The organism is Amycolatopsis sp. BJA-103 (assembly GCF_002849735.1).
In the GTDB taxonomy this organism is placed as follows: domain Bacteria; phylum Actinomycetota; class Actinomycetes; order Mycobacteriales; family Pseudonocardiaceae; genus Amycolatopsis.
Window position 1 is genome coordinate 8,341,261 of sequence record NZ_CP017780.1, and the last position, 17,272, is coordinate 8,358,532.

The 17,272-nt window shown below is 68.5% G+C and carries 18 protein-coding genes and 1 tRNA gene; 6 read left to right on the top strand and 13 right to left on the bottom strand.

All coding sequences use genetic code 11. The features are described 5' to 3' along the window. Nucleotide 1: 1 nt before the first annotated feature. From BKN51_RS37580 to BKN51_RS37610, 7 genes are all read right to left on the bottom strand, one after another. Nucleotides 2–655 (bottom strand): PIG-L deacetylase family protein, encoded by a 654-nt coding sequence (locus BKN51_RS37580; RefSeq protein ID WP_101612100.1) that lies wholly within the window; start codon nt 653–655, stop codon nt 2–4. Beyond that, nucleotides 652–1,449, bottom strand: coding sequence for a glucose-1-phosphate cytidylyltransferase (locus tag BKN51_RS37585; RefSeq protein ID WP_101612101.1), 798 nt, complete (start codon nt 1,447–1,449; stop codon nt 652–654). The genes BKN51_RS37580 and BKN51_RS37585 overlap by 4 nt, the downstream gene beginning before the upstream one ends. After that, nucleotides 1,446–2,681, bottom strand: coding sequence for a class I SAM-dependent methyltransferase (locus tag BKN51_RS37590; protein WP_101612102.1), 1,236 nt, complete (start codon nt 2,679–2,681; stop codon nt 1,446–1,448). The genes BKN51_RS37585 and BKN51_RS37590 overlap by 4 nt, the downstream gene beginning before the upstream one ends. A gap of 394 nt (nt 2,682–3,075) precedes the next feature. Further along, entirely contained in the window at nt 3,076–5,001 is a 1,926-nt protein-coding gene (locus BKN51_RS37595; protein ID WP_101612103.1) for a S8 family serine peptidase, read from the bottom strand. 152 nt (nt 5,002–5,153) lie between these two features. Then, nucleotides 5,154–5,624: an acyl-CoA thioesterase gene (locus tag BKN51_RS37600; protein ID WP_233223084.1), complete on the bottom strand. Its 471-nt coding sequence runs from the start codon at nt 5,622–5,624 to the stop codon at nt 5,154–5,156. A 64-nt stretch (nt 5,625–5,688) separates the two neighbouring features. Beyond that, nucleotides 5,689–6,876, bottom strand: a complete 1,188-nt coding sequence (locus tag BKN51_RS37605) for a BtrH N-terminal domain-containing protein (RefSeq protein WP_101612105.1) — start codon at nt 6,874–6,876, stop codon at nt 5,689–5,691. A gap of 95 nt (nt 6,877–6,971) precedes the next feature. Next, nucleotides 6,972–7,940 carry a YncE family protein gene (locus tag BKN51_RS37610; protein ID WP_101612106.1) on the bottom strand — a complete coding sequence of 323 codons (969 nt, stop codon included), beginning with the start codon at nt 7,938–7,940 and terminating at the stop codon, nt 6,972–6,974. Between the two features lie 144 nt (nt 7,941–8,084). Between BKN51_RS37610 and htpX the strand changes: the two genes are divergently transcribed. From htpX to BKN51_RS37625, 3 genes are all read left to right on the top strand, one after another. Continuing rightward, nucleotides 8,085–8,951 carry a zinc metalloprotease HtpX gene (gene htpX, locus BKN51_RS37615; protein WP_101612107.1) on the top strand — a complete coding sequence of 289 codons (867 nt, stop codon included), beginning with the start codon at nt 8,085–8,087 and terminating at the stop codon, nt 8,949–8,951. A 79-nt stretch (nt 8,952–9,030) separates the two neighbouring features. Next, the gene (locus BKN51_RS37620; RefSeq protein ID WP_101612108.1) at nt 9,031–10,104 is read left to right on the top strand and encodes an LLM class flavin-dependent oxidoreductase; all 1,074 of its coding nucleotides are present in this window, start codon (nt 9,031–9,033) and stop codon (nt 10,102–10,104) included. Nucleotides 10,105–10,107: 3 nt separating this feature from the next. Further along, the gene (locus tag BKN51_RS37625) at nt 10,108–11,424 is read left to right on the top strand and encodes an NtaA/DmoA family FMN-dependent monooxygenase (protein WP_101612109.1); all 1,317 of its coding nucleotides are present in this window, start codon (nt 10,108–10,110) and stop codon (nt 11,422–11,424) included. Here the strand turns inward: BKN51_RS37625 and rfbA are convergent. Together rfbA and BKN51_RS37635 are read right to left on the bottom strand one after the other, a co-directional pair. Continuing rightward, complete coding sequence (rfbA, locus tag BKN51_RS37630) at nt 11,414–12,295, bottom strand: glucose-1-phosphate thymidylyltransferase RfbA (protein ID WP_101612110.1); 882 nt, start codon at nt 12,293–12,295, stop codon at nt 11,414–11,416. The genes BKN51_RS37625 and rfbA overlap by 11 nt on opposite strands. A gap of 53 nt (nt 12,296–12,348) precedes the next feature. Beyond that, complete coding sequence (locus BKN51_RS37635; protein ID WP_101612111.1) at nt 12,349–13,497, bottom strand: sialidase family protein; 1,149 nt, start codon at nt 13,495–13,497, stop codon at nt 12,349–12,351. 177 nt (nt 13,498–13,674) lie between these two features. On the opposite strand from BKN51_RS37635, the gene BKN51_RS37640 reads away from it, so the two are divergent. Further along, on the top strand, nt 13,675–14,364 hold the full coding sequence (locus BKN51_RS37640; protein WP_233223085.1) for a hypothetical protein: 690 nt from the start codon (nt 13,675–13,677) through the stop codon (nt 14,362–14,364). A gap of 54 nt (nt 14,365–14,418) precedes the next feature. On the opposite strand, the gene BKN51_RS37645 is transcribed toward BKN51_RS37640, so the two are convergent. Next, on the bottom strand, nt 14,419–14,910 hold the full coding sequence (locus tag BKN51_RS37645; protein ID WP_007030975.1) for a YajQ family cyclic di-GMP-binding protein: 492 nt from the start codon (nt 14,908–14,910) through the stop codon (nt 14,419–14,421). A 119-nt stretch (nt 14,911–15,029) separates the two neighbouring features. Here BKN51_RS37645 and BKN51_RS37650 point away from each other — a divergent pair. Continuing rightward, nucleotides 15,030–15,111 (top strand) — tRNA-Tyr (locus BKN51_RS37650). A 57-nt stretch (nt 15,112–15,168) separates the two neighbouring features. Further along, nucleotides 15,169–15,675 (top strand): GNAT family N-acetyltransferase, encoded by a 507-nt coding sequence (locus BKN51_RS37655; RefSeq protein WP_101612112.1) that lies wholly within the window; start codon nt 15,169–15,171, stop codon nt 15,673–15,675. A 3-nt stretch (nt 15,676–15,678) separates the two neighbouring features. On the opposite strand, the gene BKN51_RS37660 is transcribed toward BKN51_RS37655, so the two are convergent. From BKN51_RS37660 to BKN51_RS37670, 3 genes are all read right to left on the bottom strand, one after another. Beyond that, the gene (locus tag BKN51_RS37660; RefSeq protein ID WP_101613695.1) at nt 15,679–16,053 is read right to left on the bottom strand and encodes a hypothetical protein; all 375 of its coding nucleotides are present in this window, start codon (nt 16,051–16,053) and stop codon (nt 15,679–15,681) included. Between the two features lie 46 nt (nt 16,054–16,099). Then, entirely contained in the window at nt 16,100–16,651 is a 552-nt protein-coding gene (locus BKN51_RS37665; RefSeq protein WP_101612113.1) for a dihydrofolate reductase family protein, read from the bottom strand. Between the two features lie 192 nt (nt 16,652–16,843). Then, the gene (locus BKN51_RS37670; RefSeq protein ID WP_101612114.1) at nt 16,844–17,266 is read right to left on the bottom strand and encodes a PPOX class F420-dependent oxidoreductase; all 423 of its coding nucleotides are present in this window, start codon (nt 17,264–17,266) and stop codon (nt 16,844–16,846) included. Nucleotides 17,267–17,272 lie beyond the last annotated feature (6 nt).

Genomic DNA, 17,272 nt, shown 5'->3' on the forward strand with positions numbered 1-17,272 from the left:
TTCAGCCTTTCGAAGTGAGGTCGAGCGTCAGTTTTTTGAGGTCGAAGGCCTCGGCATAGCGCTGCCCGCATTCGATACCGCGAATGCGGGCGAGGCCGAGGAAGGCTTCCCGGTCGTACCAAGGCCGGTGCCGTTGAGAGGCGTAATGCTCCTGCAGCAGACGGACCTTCTCCTCGGCGAGCTCCGGGGAGAGCGGGACGTAAGCGGAGGGTTTGCCGAGGTCGCCGTCCCATTTGGCGATCTCGTACTCCAGCTGGAGATGGGTGCGGAACACCGTCGGCACCAGCGTCGCCAGGCCGCGGTGGTCCTGATGCGCGTCGGCCGTGCGCGGGGAGAGGACGAGGTCCGGGTCGGTGCGGCGGCGCAGCTCCTCCAGCCCGTTCTTGGCCTCTTCCCAGTGCGAGGGGAACCGGCCGTCGGGCAGTTTGAGCACGGTGACCTCGACGTCGGCACCCCGGCAGAAGGCCGTGAGCGCGGCGCGCTCCTCGGCCTCCCGTTCGGTGCCGCCGCCGGACAGGACGAGCGCGTCGACCCGGACACCCGGGTTGGCCGCGCAGAGCGTCAGCAGTGTGCCGCCCGCCCCGATGGCGATGTCGTCACAATGCGCGCCGAGCGCGACGATCCGCTCGATCCCGCCGGTACCGAGTCCGATCACGCCGTGCCCGCCGTCGCGGGTTCGCGTTCCCAGCGTGCCCAGGGGCGGTCTCCGTGCGCGTAGGCGTCGTCCAGCTGGACGCGTTCCTTGACGGTGTCGGTCGGCTTCCAGAACCCGCGGTACGGGTACGCCAGGAGCTTGCCCTGCTTGGCGAGCTCGCCGCAGCCGTCGGCCACCAGGTCGCCGCCCTCGGGGATGTGGTCGAAGACCTCCTGGCGCAGCACGAAGTACCCGCCGTTCTCCCACAGCGGCATCTCGCTGACCGGGGTCAGCGCTCCGATCAGGCCGTCCTCGCCCATCTCGACGCAGTGGAACGACGACTGCGGCGGCACGACCATCATCGACGCGCCGGCGTCGGTGTTCTTGAACCGCTCGATCATCTCCGGCAGCGGGGCGTCGGTGAGGACGTCGGCGTAGTTGGCGAGGAACATCTCGTCGCCGTCGAGATGCGGGCGCACCCGGCGCAGCCGCTCGCCGATGGCCGATTCGAGGCCGGTCTGCACGAAGGAGATCGACCAGTCCGCGATGTCGGTCGAGAGCAGTTCCGCCTTGCCGTTCCGCAGGACGAAATCGTTGGAGACGGTTTCCTGGTAATTGAGGAAGAACTCCTTGATGTGGTGCGCGCCGTAACCGAGGCAGAGAATGAACTCGGTGTGCCCGAAATGCGCGTAATACCGCATCACGTGCCAGATCAGGGGTCTGGGGCCGACCATGGCCATCGGCTTGGGCACGTCGGACGCGTCACCGTTGCGCATCCGCATGCCGTAGCCGCCGCAGAAGAGGACTACCTTCACGACTTCACCTCGACGATTTCCAGGTGCGGGATGGGGAAGACCAGTTTCCCGCCCCATTCGTCCACAAAGGACAATTGGGCGGTCAGTTCCGTCCGGAGGTTCCACGGAAGGACGAGCACGTAGTCGGGCTTGTCCGCTTCGATGCGCTCCGGCGGGAGGATGGGGATCCGGGTACCGGGGGTGAAGCGGCCGTGCTTGTACGGGTTGCGGTCGACGGTGTACCGCAGGACGTCCGGGCGGATGCCGCAGTGGTTCAGCAGCGTGTTGCCCTTGCCCGGGGCGCCGTAACCGACGACGGTCTTGCCTTCGAGCGCCGCGTCGGTGAGGAACTTGTTCAGATCGAGCCGGACCTTGGTGACCCGCTCGGAGAATTCGGTGTAGCCGGACATTTCGTGCAGTCCGGCCGCCTTCTCGGCGTCGAGGATCTGCGTCATCCGCTCGCTCGGCTCGCCCGCGACGGCGTCCGGGCGCGCCCACAGCCGGATGGAACCGCCGTGGGTGGGGAGGAGCTCGACGTCCACAACGGACAATCCGCCGCGCGAAAGCGCCCTGCGCGCGGATTCCACCGTGTAGTACTGGAAGTGCTCGTGGTAGATCGTGTCGTACTGGTTCTCCTGGATCAGCGTCAGCAGGTGCTGGACCTCGATGCTGACCCAGCCGTCGTCGGCCACCAGGGCGCGGAGCCCGTGGGTGAAGCCGATGATGTCCGGAATGTGTGCGTAAACGTTGTTCGCCACGACGAGGTCGGCGGGACCGTGTTCCTCACGGACGTCACGTCCGCTTTCGGGGCTGAGGAAGGCGGTCTTCGTCGGCACCCCGGCGTCACGCGCGGCTTGGCCCACGTTCACCGAAGGTTCCACGCCCAGACAGCGGATCTGCTGCGCCACAACGTGTTTGAGGAGGTAGCCGTCATTGCTGGCGACCTCGACGACGAACGAGGACTCGTCGAGACCCAGCCGCTCGACGGCGCCGTCGACGAACGTCTTGGCGTGTTCGACCCAGGAGGCGGAATACGACGAGAAGTACGCGTATTCGGTGAACGTCTCTTCCGGGGTGATCAGCGGCGGGATCTGGGCGAGCCAGCATTCGGTGCAGACCTGCAGGTGCAGGGGGTAGGTCGGTTCCGGTTCCGCGAGTTGCTCCGCGGTCAGGAATCGTTCGCACGGCGGCGTCGCTCCGAGGTCGACGACGCTGGCGAGATGGGCCGAGCCGCAGAGTCGGCAGGTGGTCATCGAAAGGCTCCTAGGCTCGCGTCACGTATCCCAGACGTCGGCACCTCGGGTCGCCTCGTTACAGGCCATTCAGGGCTCTCACATTTCCGTCTCTTAACCGAAACCTGCCGTCTCGGCCATCGGCGCAGACGTCTCCGCCATCCGGGCGCGGGCAATGCGCGGCCGAAGCGCTACCGAGGGTGATCATGGTGACGCGTGGGCCTGGTGGGTCGTGAGTGGCGCTTCGGGTTCTAAGCCGAAACGCCACTCACGACCCACCTGAACCGACCGCTCTCCGTCACCTCGAAACACGGTGCGCGAGTACGTGAAGGCCCCCTTCCCTACTGTCAAGGTAGGGAAGGGGGCCTTCACGGCGCATTCGCCGGACGCCACCGCAGTGGCGGCCCTCACACCGTCAAGAAACCACCAACGCGTAGTCCGCGTCGGTCGCCGACGTCTCCGGGTGACCGTCGGCGTTCACCTGCGTCGCCACGACCTCCACCGTCCAAGTACCCGCGGCGGGCTTCTCGAGGATCACGTTCTCCACCGTGTCGATGGTGTTCGGCGCCCCGCCCGCGGTCGAGAAATTGCCCGCCTTCAGCCCGTTGTTGCCGTAGTACACGGTCCCGTTCGGAGCGGTGACCTTCAGCGTCAGGTCGTTGACCCGGGTCACCGACGCGCTCGGCGAGCCCGCCGGGTCGGTGTAGGCCAGCGTCGCCTTGAACTGCTTGGTCCCGTTCACCGCCACCGTGTACTTCTTGGATTGCCCGGTGCCCAGCAGATCCGTCTCGTTGACCAGCACCGGCAGCTTCCAGCCGTTCGCCTTGGCCTGTTCGTGCAGGTAGCGCACGTTCGCGGTGCCCCAGCCCTGGTGCGTCCTGGTCATGTCGTGCGAGGTGCCGGTGAACGCGAACTGGTCGGCCCCGTTGATCAGCAGCGCCTTCGCGGTCGCGGCGTGCGGGCGGCTCGTGAAGACGTCGCGGCCCTTGCCGGGGCCGCCGTCGAACACGCCGTCGGCCCACATCTGGAACAGCAGGCCGGCGTTCCCGCAGGTGATCGGGGTCGCGCCGCTCGTGCCGCCGAACGACGTCGTGTACGAGGTGTCGCTGCCGGACGACGTGGTGTCGATCCGGTCGTAGTAGTTCGACAGTTCCGGCTTGATCCGGCCGTCGGCGGCCGGGCCGACGCTCGCGCCGCCGTTCCACTTGTCGTCGGTGCGGCCCAGCGTGTTGTAGTGGTACTGCCCGCCGACCGAGAGCACGTTCTTCGACCAGGCCTGCGGCCGTGACTGCTGGGTCCCCGCGTTGCTCTGCGACTGGCAGATCAGCAGGTCGTGGTCGAAGACGATGCGGTCGAGCTCGGCCGAAACCGAGTTGTACGCCGTCGTCAGCCCGCCGCCCCAGCTGTTGCTCTGGAACACCGCGCGGTACTTGCCCGCGGGGTCGACCAGTTCCTTGGTGTGGGCGTAGCGGTCCGGCTTGTTGTAGGTGGCGAAGATGCCCTGGGCCTCGGGCAGCAGGCCACGCTGCGGCGCGCTCACGCCGGAGGCGAAGATCTGGCCGTACGTCGAAGTGCCGTGGCTGGTGTCGGTCGAGTTCGTGCCGTGCAGCACGGTCGGCCGTGCCTTGAACTCCTGGTGGGTGGCGCGCAGCCCGCCGTCCATCACCTCGCCGCGCACCCCCTGGCCGCGGTACCCGCCGACACTCTCGATGTAGTTCGCGCCGCTGCTTTCCCGCGCGTTCGCCATGTCGGTCCCGGGCGCGGTGATCGCGCCGACCGCGAGCACCTCGGCACCCTGCGCCACGGTGGCGGCCTGGCCGGAGCCGAGCTTCGCGACGAGGTGCTGCCCGCTCTGCGAGATCGCCTCGATGCCGCCGCCGAGCCGCAGGATCCGCTCGGCGACCGCGCGCTGGTCCCGCGCGTCGGTTTCGACCAGCGTCACCAGATAGCTGCCCGTCCCGGCCAGCGAGATTTCCACCTTGTCGTCCGGGCGGTATTCGCCGAGCCAGCGGACGAAATTCAATTTCGCCACCGATTCGCGGTTCTCCGGCTTCAGTCGCACCACGTAGGCGAAATCGGGAATGTAGGTCCCGATTCGCACGCCGAGCGAGCGCAAGCGTTCGCGCTGGGTGTCGGTCAGTGAGCCGCGGACCTGGAGCAGGTAGGCGCCCTTCCAGTCCTGGCTCGCGGCCGTCCGCTCGCTGAGCGGATCGAAGGTCCTGCTGGCCAGACGGATGAACTGCGGATCTTCGCCGGACGGGGCGGCGACGGCCACCCCGCTCGTCAGGAGGAGCGCGCCGACCAAGGGCGCGAGGAAGCGGACAGACTTCGGCCGTGGCATGAAATACCTCCGGGGACTCTGCAGGGGAGAGAGGTCTTTCGAAGGTACCGGCCGAAAAGCGTGATGATCAGCCGCTGAACGGCCCAGCCGTTTTACGGTGTTGCGGGAAATGGAGCATTAACGGTTAAAAAGAATTCCGCCGGAAGTCTTGCTCAGCGGGCGGAGGGGATCTCGTCGAGTGTCCCGCTGAACCGCGTCAGCCGGGTGCGTTCCTCGTCGTCGAGACGCCGGATGCCACCTTCGGGCAGGGTGCACGCGACCCAGATGGTGCGGCAGCGCGCGTAGACGGACCTCTCGTCGCGCAGCCTGCTGTTCACCACGACGTCGCAGGTCCCGATCCGGCCGACCACGGTCTCCACCTCGACCGGATGGTCGCGGAACGTCAGCCGCCGCACGTAACTGACGTTGTGCTTCGCGATCAGGTAGGACGGTCCTTCCGTCTGGAAGACACGTTCGCGCAGCGGGTCGAGCATCGCGACCTGCGCTTCCTGGAAGTAGTCCAGCAGCCGCACGTTCCCGACGTGGCCGAGGTAGTCCAGGTCGGTGACACGCAGGCGGTGGCGGTACAGGTGGATCTCGGGGGCGGGACGCTCGGTCGTCGTCCCCAGCGGATGTGCGTGCACGAAGTGGATCTTCAACGATCGCGTGGTGATCCGGCCGCGCGGCGCAACGGACGCCTGCCCGGGTTCACTCCATCAGGGTTTCGGAAAGCTCGCGGATCGCGGCGGTCTCGGCGGTGTGGATGTCCCGGATCAGCGTGCCCAGCTCGGCGAAGAGGTCGCCGACCTCACCGTCGGTGAACGGCATCTCGTCGTTGTAGTGCGCGCGCAGCTTCCACATCTCCTCGCCCGCCGCCGCGGCCGCCTCCTGTCCCGTGTCGCCCTCACGGACGCCCGCGGACACCGCGCTGACCAGGCCCCGCACCCAGGCGAACTCCGCTGTCGACGCCGGAACGGCGGCCTCGGCCAGCTCGGCCCAGCGTTCCCCGATCCCTCGCCAGGTCGACGCCTGTTCGGCCAGCTCGGGCAGTTCGAGCAGGCCGGATGCCTCGGTGAGCGCGTCGGCGAACAGCCCGCGCAGGTGCCCGCCCTCCGCCCCGGCCGGGGTGACGCTCTCCCAGACGTTGAGGAGCGCCCCGACGAGCCCGCGCCGCTCGCCGAACGCGCGCGGCCACCCCTTGGGGTCGCGGTCGTCGGTCATCGCCTTCGCCCAGCGTCCCCAGGCGGGCAGCGAGAACGACTTCGACGGCGCCGAGAGGTTCCGCGCGCAGTCCGTCAGCCCGCCGCGGACGGCGGCCTGCCAGTCGGTGACCTCGCCGGGCTGCGGCGTCGCGAGCAGGTTCTTGTACGAGCCGACCCGGGCGCGTGCGGCGTCGAACGTCTTCCGGTCGACCGTCAGCGGGGCGAGGTTCCGGTCGTCGACGAGCACCCGGCCGTCCTCCTCGCCGTACGCGACGACGAGATGCCCGCCACCGCCGGACATCTCCGGCGGTAGATGCCAGTAGCCGAGCGACTCACGGTCGGGGAGGACGATCACCGGTCGCCCCGCCTCGAGGTCGGCGGTGAGCCGTTTCGCGGCGGCGCGTTTGCCGCCGGTGGTGTGGATGTCGACGCCGAGCCCGAGCCGGTCCATTGTGGACTTGAGCCAGTCGTGCGGATACTGCCAGCGCGCACGGAAACCGAACACGATGGTCGACATCGACTCGTGCGCGAAGTCCCACAGGATGTAGCCCGCGCCGATCCCGCCGGACACGGCGAAGACCAGCGCCTCGCTGGGCACCGTCCCGTCCGGGCCTTCGACACCGTGGTGTGCCAGTACGGCGGCCACGGCCGACACGTCCGGTTGCAGTCCGCCACGCAATTCGTACTCGCTCACCCCGCCATCATGCCCGTGGATGGCGGGGCGGGCGAGTGCCGTCAGAGCTTTTCCGCGACCGGGATGACGTCGACGCCGAGTTCGGCCGGCCCGACTCAGAAATCCCTGATCAAGGAAACCCTGCCGCGCAAGGGATCCGTCACGTACACCGTTTTGGAGCGCTGGTCGATCGCGACCGCGCCGGGGTTCACGCCGAGTGACAGATCACCGGTGAGCAGGTTCGTCACGCCGTCGATCCGGGCGACGCCGTTGGGGCCTCCGTTGGCGTACACGGTGTTCGTGCCCTGGTGGATGGCGACCGCCGACGATTCCGAGCGCAGGAGCACGGTCGCTTTCTCCTTGCGCGCGCCCGGGTCCACAACGGACAGATGATGGATCGCCGAATTCGCGACGAACACCGTTCCGCTCCCGCGGTGCACGGTGACCCCGGTCGGTGACTTGCCGACCGGGATCCCGCCGGTGAACTTCTCCGCGCCGAGGTCGAAGATTTCGAGGGAGTCCGTGCGCGTGCTGGTGGCGTACGCGAGTTTGCGGCCGCCGTCCACCGCGATCGAGGACAGCCCGGGCGTGGGCCCGGGGACCAGTTTCACCAGGCGGCAGCCGACGCCGTCGAGGACGGCGAGCGTCCCGGTGAGGTCGCTGACCGCGTAGATGCGATTCGCCTGCTCGTCGACGTCGACCCTGGACGCGCCGGGGCCGGCCGGGATGACGCTGACGACGTCGTTGCCCAGCCCGTCGACGACGAGGACGGTCCCGGCGGGCGGGTTCGTGACGAAGATCCGGTTGGTCACGGTGTCCACGGCCAGGCCGGCGGGCTCGCCGCCGACCGGGATCACCGCGCCGACGGTGCCGCTCCGCGAGTCGAGGACGACGACCGAGCCTGTCGACGGGTCCGAGAGGTAGGCGAAGCCGGTGACGGAATTCACCGCGACCGCTTCCGGATTGCCCCCGACCTCGACGAGGAGGACTTTCTCGGCTCTGGCCGCCGGAGCGAAGGCGACCGCGGAAGCGCCGGCCGCGGCCAGCGTGAGCAGGGCTCGGCGGCTCAGTTCGGGTCCTCGCACAGGCGCCTCCCATGATCGTTCCGGAACTCGACGATAACCCGCGGTTCGTCCGGGCGAAGGAACTTCGCGTCCCCCGATCGCGTTGTTTCCGGTGGGTAACCTCCCTTTGCCCCCAACCTCGGAGAAAGAAAGGAGCAGGACGCCGTGCACAAACACCAGAACGGGCTGAAGACCGTCGTCCTGCTCGGCGCGCTGTCCGCGCTCATCGTCGGGATCAGCGGTTTCTTCGGCCGGGGCGCGCTGGTCATCGGCCTGGTGGTGGCGCTGGCGGTCAACGCCTACGCGTACTTCAACTCCGACAAGCTGGCGCTGCGGGCGATGCGCGCCCGGGCGGTTTCCGAGGCCGAGCAGCCTGCGATGTACCGGATCGTGCGGGAACTGGCGACCACGGCACGTCAGCCGATGCCGAGGCTCTACATCAGCCCCACGCAGGCGCCGAACGCCTTCGCCACCGGCCGCAGCCCCCGGCACGCGGCGGTGTGCTGCACGACCGGCATCCTCGACCTGCTCGACGAGCGTGAACTGCGGGCCGTGCTCGGGCACGAGCTGTCGCATGTCTACAACCGCGACATCCTCATTTCGTGTGTCGCGGGCGCGCTGGCGAGCGTGATCAGCGTGATCGCCAACATCGCGATGTTCGCGAGCATCTTCGGCGGCAACGACCGCGAGGACGGCGACAGCCCACTGGTCGCGCTGATCCTGGTGCTGATCGGGCCGATCGCGGCCGCCATCGTGAAACTCGGGGTGAGCCGGTCGCGGGAGTACCAGGCCGACGCGTCGGGCGCGGAGCTCACCGGTGACCCGCTCGGTCTGGCGTCGGCGCTGCGGAAACTCGACCGGGGGACCCGTGCGGCCCCGCTCGTGCCGGAGCCGAAGCTGGTCTCGCAGTCGCACCTCATGATCGCGAATCCGTTCAAGCCGGGCGAGGGCCTCTCGAAGCTCTTCTCGACCCACCCGCCCATGGACGAACGCATCCGGCGCCTGGAAGAAATGGCCCGCCGTCCCTTCTGACCCCGTCCCCCCGGCCGGGGAGAGGTGTCCCACCTCGTGGGAGGGGGAATCGAGGGGTGGGCGCGGGAGTTCCCCGGGCATGGGTTCCGCACAGCAGTTGCACCTCGGGGTCGCGCTCGACGGGGCCGGGCAGCATCCGGCCGCCTGGCGGGTTTCCGGCGTCCGCCCGGCAGCCTTGTTCACCGCCGCCCACTACCTAGCCCACGCGAAGCTCGCCGAAGCGGCTTCGCTCGACTTCGTCACCCTCGACGACACTCTCGCGCTCCAACCAGGCGGTGAAGAGGTCGTCCGAGGCAGGCTCGACGCGCTATTGACCTTCGCCGCGATAGCCCCCTTGACCAGCGGAATCGGCCTCGTCCCGACGGTCACCACCACGCACACCGAGCCGTTCCACCTCTCGACGGCCGTCGCTTCGCTCGATTTCGCGAGTCGTGGCCGCGCCGGCATCCTCGCGACGCCTTCGCGCACCGAAGCCGAGGTCACGCACTTCGGCAGGCGCACGCTGCCGTCCGAGGTGGACGCCGAAGCGGAGAACGCCGAGGTCGTCGACGTCATCGCCCAGCTCTGGGACAGCTGGGAGGACGGCGCGATCATCCGCGACGAGCCGACAGGCCGCTTCATCGATCGCGAGAAGCTGCACTACGTCGACTTCGAGGGCCGCTTCTTCAGCGTCAAGGGACCTTCGATCACGCCGCGCCCGCCGCAGGGCCACCCCGTCGTCGCGGTGTACGGCGACTCGCCGTACGCGCACGGCGCCGAGGTCGTCCTGATCGACGAGGTCCGGGACGCCCGCGTGCGTTTCCCGGACGCCAAACTCCTGGCGGGCCTGTCGATCGTGCTCGCCGAGACCGAGCAGGCGGCCATCGGGCGCCGTCATGCGCTGGAGGCCTACGCCCCCTTCCCGGCCGGCGGGCTCAGCTTCACCGGCACCCCGGCCGACCTGGCCGCCGAACTGCCCCGCCTCGCCGCCGCGAGCGGTCTCGACGGCTTCCACATCAGGCCCGCCGTCCTTCCCGACGACCTGGCGCTCTTCACCGCCGAGACCGTCCCCGCGCTCCAGGCGGCGGGTGTGTTCCGGCAGGCCTACACCGGCACCACCCTGCGCGAGCACCTCGGCCTCGGGGTCGCCGCCAACCAGTACGCGGAGGCGTGACAGATGCCCAAGCAGGTCAAACTCGCCGCCCATTTCCCCGGCGTCAACAACACGACCGTGTGGAGCGACCCGCGTTCGGGTAGCCAAATCGACTTTTCGTCCTTCGAGCATCTCGCGCGCACCGCCGAGCGGGGCAAGTTCGACTTCCTGTTCCTCGCCGAAGGGCTGCGCCTGCGCGAGCACGCGGGCGAGATCCTCGACTCCGACGTCGTCGGGCGACCGAACACCACCACCGTCCTGGCCGCGCTCTCCGCGGTCACCACCCGGCTCGGCCTCGCCGGAACACTGTCCTCGACCTTCAACGAGCCCTACGAGGTCGCGCGGCAGGTCGCGAGCATCGACCACCTCTCCGGCGGTCGCGCCGCGTGGAACGTCGTCACCTCACCGGACGCGTGGACGGGACAGAACTTCCGGCGCGGCGGCTTCCTGAAACGCGAGGACCGCTACCGCCGTGCCGAGGAGTTCCTCGCCACCGTCCGGGAACTCTGGGACAGCTGGGCGCCCGACGCGCTGGTGGGGGACAAGGAGAACGGCGTCTTCGCCCGCGGCATCGACCGCTTCGTCCACAGTGGACCGCAGTTCGACATCCGCGGCGAGTTCACCGTCCCGAGGACACCGCAAGGACAGCCGATCGTCATCCAGGCCGGGGATTCCGACGAGGGCAGGGAGTTCGCGGCCAAGACCGCCGACGTCATCTTCAGCCGCCACGGTTCGCTGGAAAGCGGCAAGGAGTTCTTCGCCGACGTCAAACGGCGGCTGCCCGCCCACGGCCGCGAGCCCGGCGAGCTGCTGATCATGCCCGCCGCGACGTTCGTCCTCGGCGACACCGAGGAGGACGCGCACGAGTACGCACGCGAGATCCGCTATCAGCAGGTGCGGCCCGCGACCGCGATCCAGTTCCTCGAACAGGTCTGGAGCCGCGACCTCTCCGCCTACGACGCCGACGGCCCGCTACCCGAGGTCGACCCGGACCCCGACGCCGAACCACTGACCTGGGGCCGCGTCCGGCACGAGAAGGATCCGCTGGCCGTGGCCGCGAAATGGCGGGCCATCGCGGAGGAGAAGAAGCTTTCGATCCGCGAACTGGTCATCGAGGTGACCGCGCGCCAGCAGTTCGTCGGCACCGCCCGTCAGGTCGCGGACTCGGTGAACGAGTACGTCCAGAGCGACGCCGCCGACGGCTTCGTGCTGGTGCCGCATCTGACCCCGGGCGGGCTGGACGCGTTCGTCGACGACGTCGTTCCCCACCTGCAGGAACGGGGTGTCTTCCGGACGGATTACACCGGCGACACCCTGCGGGAGCACTTGTTCAGCCGGTAGCGCCCTGCGTGCGCGCGACGTTCATCAGGTATTCGCCGTAGCCGGACTTCGCCAGCTTCGCGCCGAGCGCGAAGCACTGGTCCGCGTCGATGAAGCCCATCCGCAGCGCGACCTCCTCGAGACAGGCGATCCGGACGCCCGTCCGGTGTTCGAGGACCTGCACGAACTGGCCCGCTTCCAGCAGCGAGTCGTGCGTGCCGGTGTCGAGCCAGGCGAACCCGCGGCCGAGGTCGACCAGGGTCGCGCGGTCCTGCCGCAGGTAGGCGAGGTTGACGTCCGTGATCTCGAGCTCGCCACGGGGCGAGGGCTTGAGGTCACGGGCGATCTCGACGACCTGGTTGTCGTAGAAGTACAGGCCGGTGATGGCCTTGTTCGACTTCGGCTTCTCGGGCTTCTCCTCGATGGAGAGGAGCTTGCCGTCGGCACCGATCTCGCCGACGCCGTAGCGCTGCGGATCCTTGACCGGGTAGCCGAACAGCACGCAGCCGTCGAGCGCGGTCACGGCGGCCTGCAACCGGCTGGAGAACCCCTGGCCGTAGAAGATGTTGTCGCCGAGCACGAGCGCGACGTCGTCATCGCCGATGAAGTCCGCGCCGATGACGAACGCCTCGGCCAGTCCGTTGGGGGCGGCCTGCTCGGCGTAGGTGAAGCTGAGCCCGAACTGGCTGCCGTCGCCGAGCAGCCTGCGGAAATGCGGCAGGTCGACGGGGGTCGAGATGATCAGGATTTCGCGGATCCCGGCGAACATCAGCACCGAGATCGGGTAGTAGATCATCGGTTTGTCGTAGACCGGCAGCAGCTGTTTCGAGACCGCCTGGGTGATGGGATGCAGCCGTGTCCCACTGCCCCCGGCCAGCACGATGCCCTTCATCCTCAGCCCCCGCTTCGTAGCCGTTCGCTCGACGGCTCACACTACCGGGTGGATCAGAACGCGGGGCCCTTCGCGAAATAGGCCTTGCAGCCCAGGTTGTACTCGGTGGAGATCTGCAGCACGTTCTTGCCGCCGTCGACCGGCAGCAGGGTCGAGCTGTAGTTGGGGCAGAAGTTGTTGTGGATGCCGGTGATGTGCACGGGCGCGGGCAGCTCGTACCAGTTCCCGGCGCCGAAGTTGTCGTTCGCCAGCAGGACCTGGCCGTTCTTGGGCTGGGGGACGCCGGCGGCGTTGGTGTAGATCTGCCCGACCATCACCAGCCGTACGCCGTTCGGGCCGCCGGGGAACAGCGTGATCGTCTGGGCGTGCTGGAAGTAGTTGCCGCTGGCGGTGGTGACGCGGGTGCCGGGATCGAGAGGATCGCCCCAGTTGGCGCCGTCGGAGGAGATCTTGAAGTACGGGTCGCAATAGCGGTTTCCGTAGTTGCAGATCTCGTAGGCCAGGTAGTACCGGCCGTCGGGGAGCCTGCGGATGATCGGCATCCCCGGCCGCACCCGGTGGGGCGGGATGGCCATCGTGCGCTGCTTGGTGCCCCAGTGCACCCCGTCCGTGGAAGCGACCCGGTTCATCACCTGCGCGAACTGCGGCGCCTCGGTCTCGTCGGCGTAGTGCAGCCACAGCGTGCCGCCCGCGTCGACGACGAACTCCGGCTCCCAGATGCCGTCGTGGTTGTGGGAGCGGGCGGCCTCGGACAGGAAGGACCAGCTGCGTCCGGCGTCCCGGCTGTACCAGATCTTGATGCCGATCCGCCGCTGCGGACCGGCGTCCTGACGGTAACTCGCGGCCCACAGCAGGGTGCCCGCGCGGAGCCTGCCGACCCGCTGCGGCAGCTCGTACAGCGTTCCGCAGCACATGCCGTAGCGGCCGTCGCGGTCGCGGACCTCGCCGATCTTGTGGAAGCTCTGCCCCTCGTCGGTGCTTTCCATGATCGGGGTGAACTTGCCGCTGGCGTCTTCGCTGGTCAGCGACGCGAGAATGCGGCCGCGGCCGATCGCGGAATGCTCCAAGCGGATCAGCCGTGCGTACGAGCCGTAGCCGGGCACGAGCTGTTGCCGTTCCGCGGCCTGCGCGGAGGTGAACAGCGACGCGATCACGGTGAGTGACAGCGCTAGGGCGAGTGCGGAGCTGAAACGGCGCTTCATCGGAACCTTCCTTGAACGCGATCGCCGGATTACAACACGGGCATTTGTCCATTTCGGACTCCAGCGAAGGCGTTGCGGAAGAAACCCACGCCCGGGTGGCGTGAATCGCTCGGCCGGGTGGCCCGGTAACGCTGGGCTATCGGCCCGCGAAGATCCCAGGAGTGACCATCTAGGGGGATGTACGTGATCAGGCGCTTGTGCGCGGCCGCGAGTGCCGTGCTGCTGACCGCGGGCCTGCTGGCCTGCTCGCCGCCGAACACGGGCCGCGTCGTCGCGCGGGCCGCGTCGGACGGGCTGCGCTCACCTTCGGCGACTCCCACGCCGCCGCCGACGTCCACCACCACCCCGCCACCCGGCCCCCAGCCGGTGGAGAAGCATTCGGGCAAGGGCAACGCGTCGGTCCCCACGACCTGGCCGATGCGCCTCGGCTTCGTGACCTTCGACTGTCCGAAGTGCTCCGGGCACGTCGCGGTCAACACCGAGCACGAGCTGATCGTCAACGACGCCGGGCCCTACAAGGGCACGCAGTGGATCAACGACATGCCCGGCTACCAGGCGAAGACGTTCACCATCAAGGCCAACGCCGCCTGGACGCTGACCATCACCGACGAAAGCGGCCTGCCCGTACTGGAGCCGGGCAAGGCCCTCTCGGGCAAGCGCGACGTGGTCTTCTTCGTGCCCGAGGCCGTCTCGTCGGTCGCCGTCACCACCAAGGGCAACGGCAACACCGCGGTGTGGGTGCACGGCGGCGACTACTCGGATCTCCCCGTGAACCAGCTCGGCGACTACAAGGGCAGCGTGCCCGTGCCCGGCCCCGCGTACGTCTCGCTCGAAGGCGACGGGACCTGGACGGTCACCGCGTCTTAGGTATGACGAAGGCCACCTTCGGTGCTTCCGAAGGTGGCCTTGTCGATGCCGCTGTCAGCGGTAGTTCGTGAACTGCAGCGCGATCTCGAAGTCCTTGCCCTTGAGCAAGGCGATCACGTCCTGCAGCTGGTCCTTCTTCTTGCCGGACACCCGCAGCTGGTCGCCCTGGATCTGCGCCTGGACACCCTTGGGGCCTTCGTCGCGGATGAACTTGGCGATCTGCTTCGCCTTGTCCGACGCGATCCCCTGCAGGATCTTGCCGCCGATCTTGTAGATCTTGCCGGACAACGCCGGCTCGTCCGCCTCGAAGGCCTTCAGGGAGATGCCGCGCTTGATCAGCTTCTCCTTGAACACCTCGACCGCCGCCAGCGCCCGCTCTTCGGTCTCCGACTCGATCGCGATCGCCTCCTCGCCGGACCAGTCGATCTTGGTCCCGGTACCCCGGAAGTCGAACCGTGTACCGAGTTCCTTGCTGGCCTGGTTGAGGGCGTTGTCCACCTCCTGGCGATCGACCTTGCTCACCACGTCGAAAGAGGGATCCGCCACGTGTTCTCACACCTCGTACTCGCTTGTCAGGAGCTTCCACCCTAGCCCTGCGGAACCCGGTTGACCGGCCCGCCATGGCATTGGGTATTCTTTCGTCTCGACCGGGCTTGCCCGGCCACGGCGAGTTGCCCGAGCGGCCAAAGGGATCTGACTGTAAATCAGACGGCTACGCCTTCGGGGGTTCGAATCCCTCACTCGCCACACCAGAGCGGCCCTGTGACCCAGTCACGGGGCCGCTCTTGTTCGTACGCTGGGGAGATGCGACTGCCCGAACCGCCACGGCTCATGCAGCCGAAGACGACGGTGCGCCGGTCCTGGCTGGACGGTGAGCTGGCGGATCGCCTGGCCGACGGCGGTTCGACGGAGCTGCTGGAGCGCGCCACCGCGGACTTCGAGCGGTTCGTCGCCGAACGGCGGGGAGTGCGACAGCTCTGGGGCGTTCCCACCACCGTTCTCTGGTACGTCTCCGGCCCGCATTACCTGGGGGAGCTCGTAATCCGTCACGAGCTGACCCCGGCGCTGACCGAAACCGGGGGCCACCTCGGGTACGGCATCGCGACTCCGTGGCGGGGGCAGGGGCACGGCACCCGGATGCTCGGCGCGGGGCTCGCTGAATGCCGCCGCCTCGGCCTGCACCGGGTTCTGCTCACCTGTGACGCCGGCAACACGGCTTCCCGGCGGGTCATCCTGGCCAACGGCGGTGAGCCGGACGGCCGCGTCGACGGGGAGGATCGGTTCTGGATAACGATCCCGCCGGAGCCGTAGGCGCTACCGGCCACGACCCCGCTTCTGCGGCCAAGCCGGATGCGTGTTCGGTTCGGCCAGGTCTTCGAGGTAGGTGTGCTCGCTGAAGTCGTCGTCCGTCGCGGGTGCTCGTCGCGCGCGCCGGGGCGGGGCCGCCGGAGCGGGCGCCGACTCCAGTTCCGCGGCGACCTCGGCCAGCAGCGGCCACAGCTTCTCCTGGGCCCTCGGCGCGAACAGCGCCTGCGCGAGCGGGTGCTCGCAGTTCCCGGAGGCGACCTCTTCCCAGCTGAACTTGCCTTCCCGGACGCAGTCGGCCGCCCGAGCCAGGCGTGGCGGGACGTCGGGCCTGGCCGCCGCACGGCCGAACACCTCGGCCGTGAACTTCGACGCGTCGACCATGACCGCCACCTCCGTCGTTCTCCCGCCGCTACGCCGGAATACGACCCTACCGAGCCCGGTAGCGCAGCAGCACGATCCCTGAGGTGAACGTCCGCTCCTCCACCAGGCGAAGTTCCGGGACTCCGGTGGCGCCCTCGAACAGCCGACGGCCTTCCCCGACCACGACGGGGTAGACGAACAGCCGGTACTCGTCGACGAGGCCCTCGGCGATGAGCGCCCGCACCAGCGAGATGCTCCCGGTCGTCACGATGTCCTTGCCCTCGGCTCCCTTCAGCCTCTCGATCTCCGTGCGCAGGTCGCCGGAGAGGACCGTCGTGTTCTCCCACGCCGGCTCCATCAGCGTGCTGGAGACCACGTACTTGCTCACCGAGTCGAGGTACGCGGAGATCCCCGTCTTGTCCTCGGTCTGCTTCGGCCAGTAGCCGCGCAGGTCTTCGAAGGTGACGCGCCCGACGAGGAACGCGTCCGCTCGTTCACGTTGTTCGCGGAGGGCGGCCATGACGTCCGAGAGGTCGGTGTCGCCCGGGCTGAACCAGTCGCCCGCCAGTTCGATCACGCCGTCGATGGTGCTGTTCTCCGTGACGATCAGCTCCCGCATGAGCCCGACCGTACCGCCGCCCCCCGACAAGAATGGACCCATGACCGAGCCGCCGCCCTGGCCTGGCAGCAGGGCCGTCACGCGGAGGGGCGGGCTTCCTTTTTGTGATCACCGCCGACGGAGCGGCTGTCGGCACGATCGGGCGGAAGCCGGCTCATCAGGAGATCGGCGGGACCGCACGGGACGTGCTCCTTACGCGTCGCCGTGAACCGCGCGCCTCGATTCGTACCAGGCCTCGCCAACGGGTTCGCCCGCCAGGTTCCAGCTCCACGACACCGTCGGCGTGACGCGTGCGTAGATCCCCGGACCCACCATTCCCACGCGGTCGACAGGATCGGCGGCCTCGCCGTAGATCCGGATGCCGCGCGCGATGAAGGGGTCGAGCGAGACGAGGTCGTCGATGACCAAGGCGACTTTGCGTTGTCCCGCTTGGATGTTGCGGAACTTTCGGGTCGCGAGGACCGACTCGCCCCCGCCGCCGACCCAGAAGTGCGTGCCGTCGAACTCGAACGCCAGCGGGACGACGTCGGGCTGTTCGCCGTCTTCCGACAGGGTCGCGAAGCGGGCCACGGGTTGCGAACGCAGGTACGCGATCTCTTCGTCTGTGAAGGCCATGGAGCC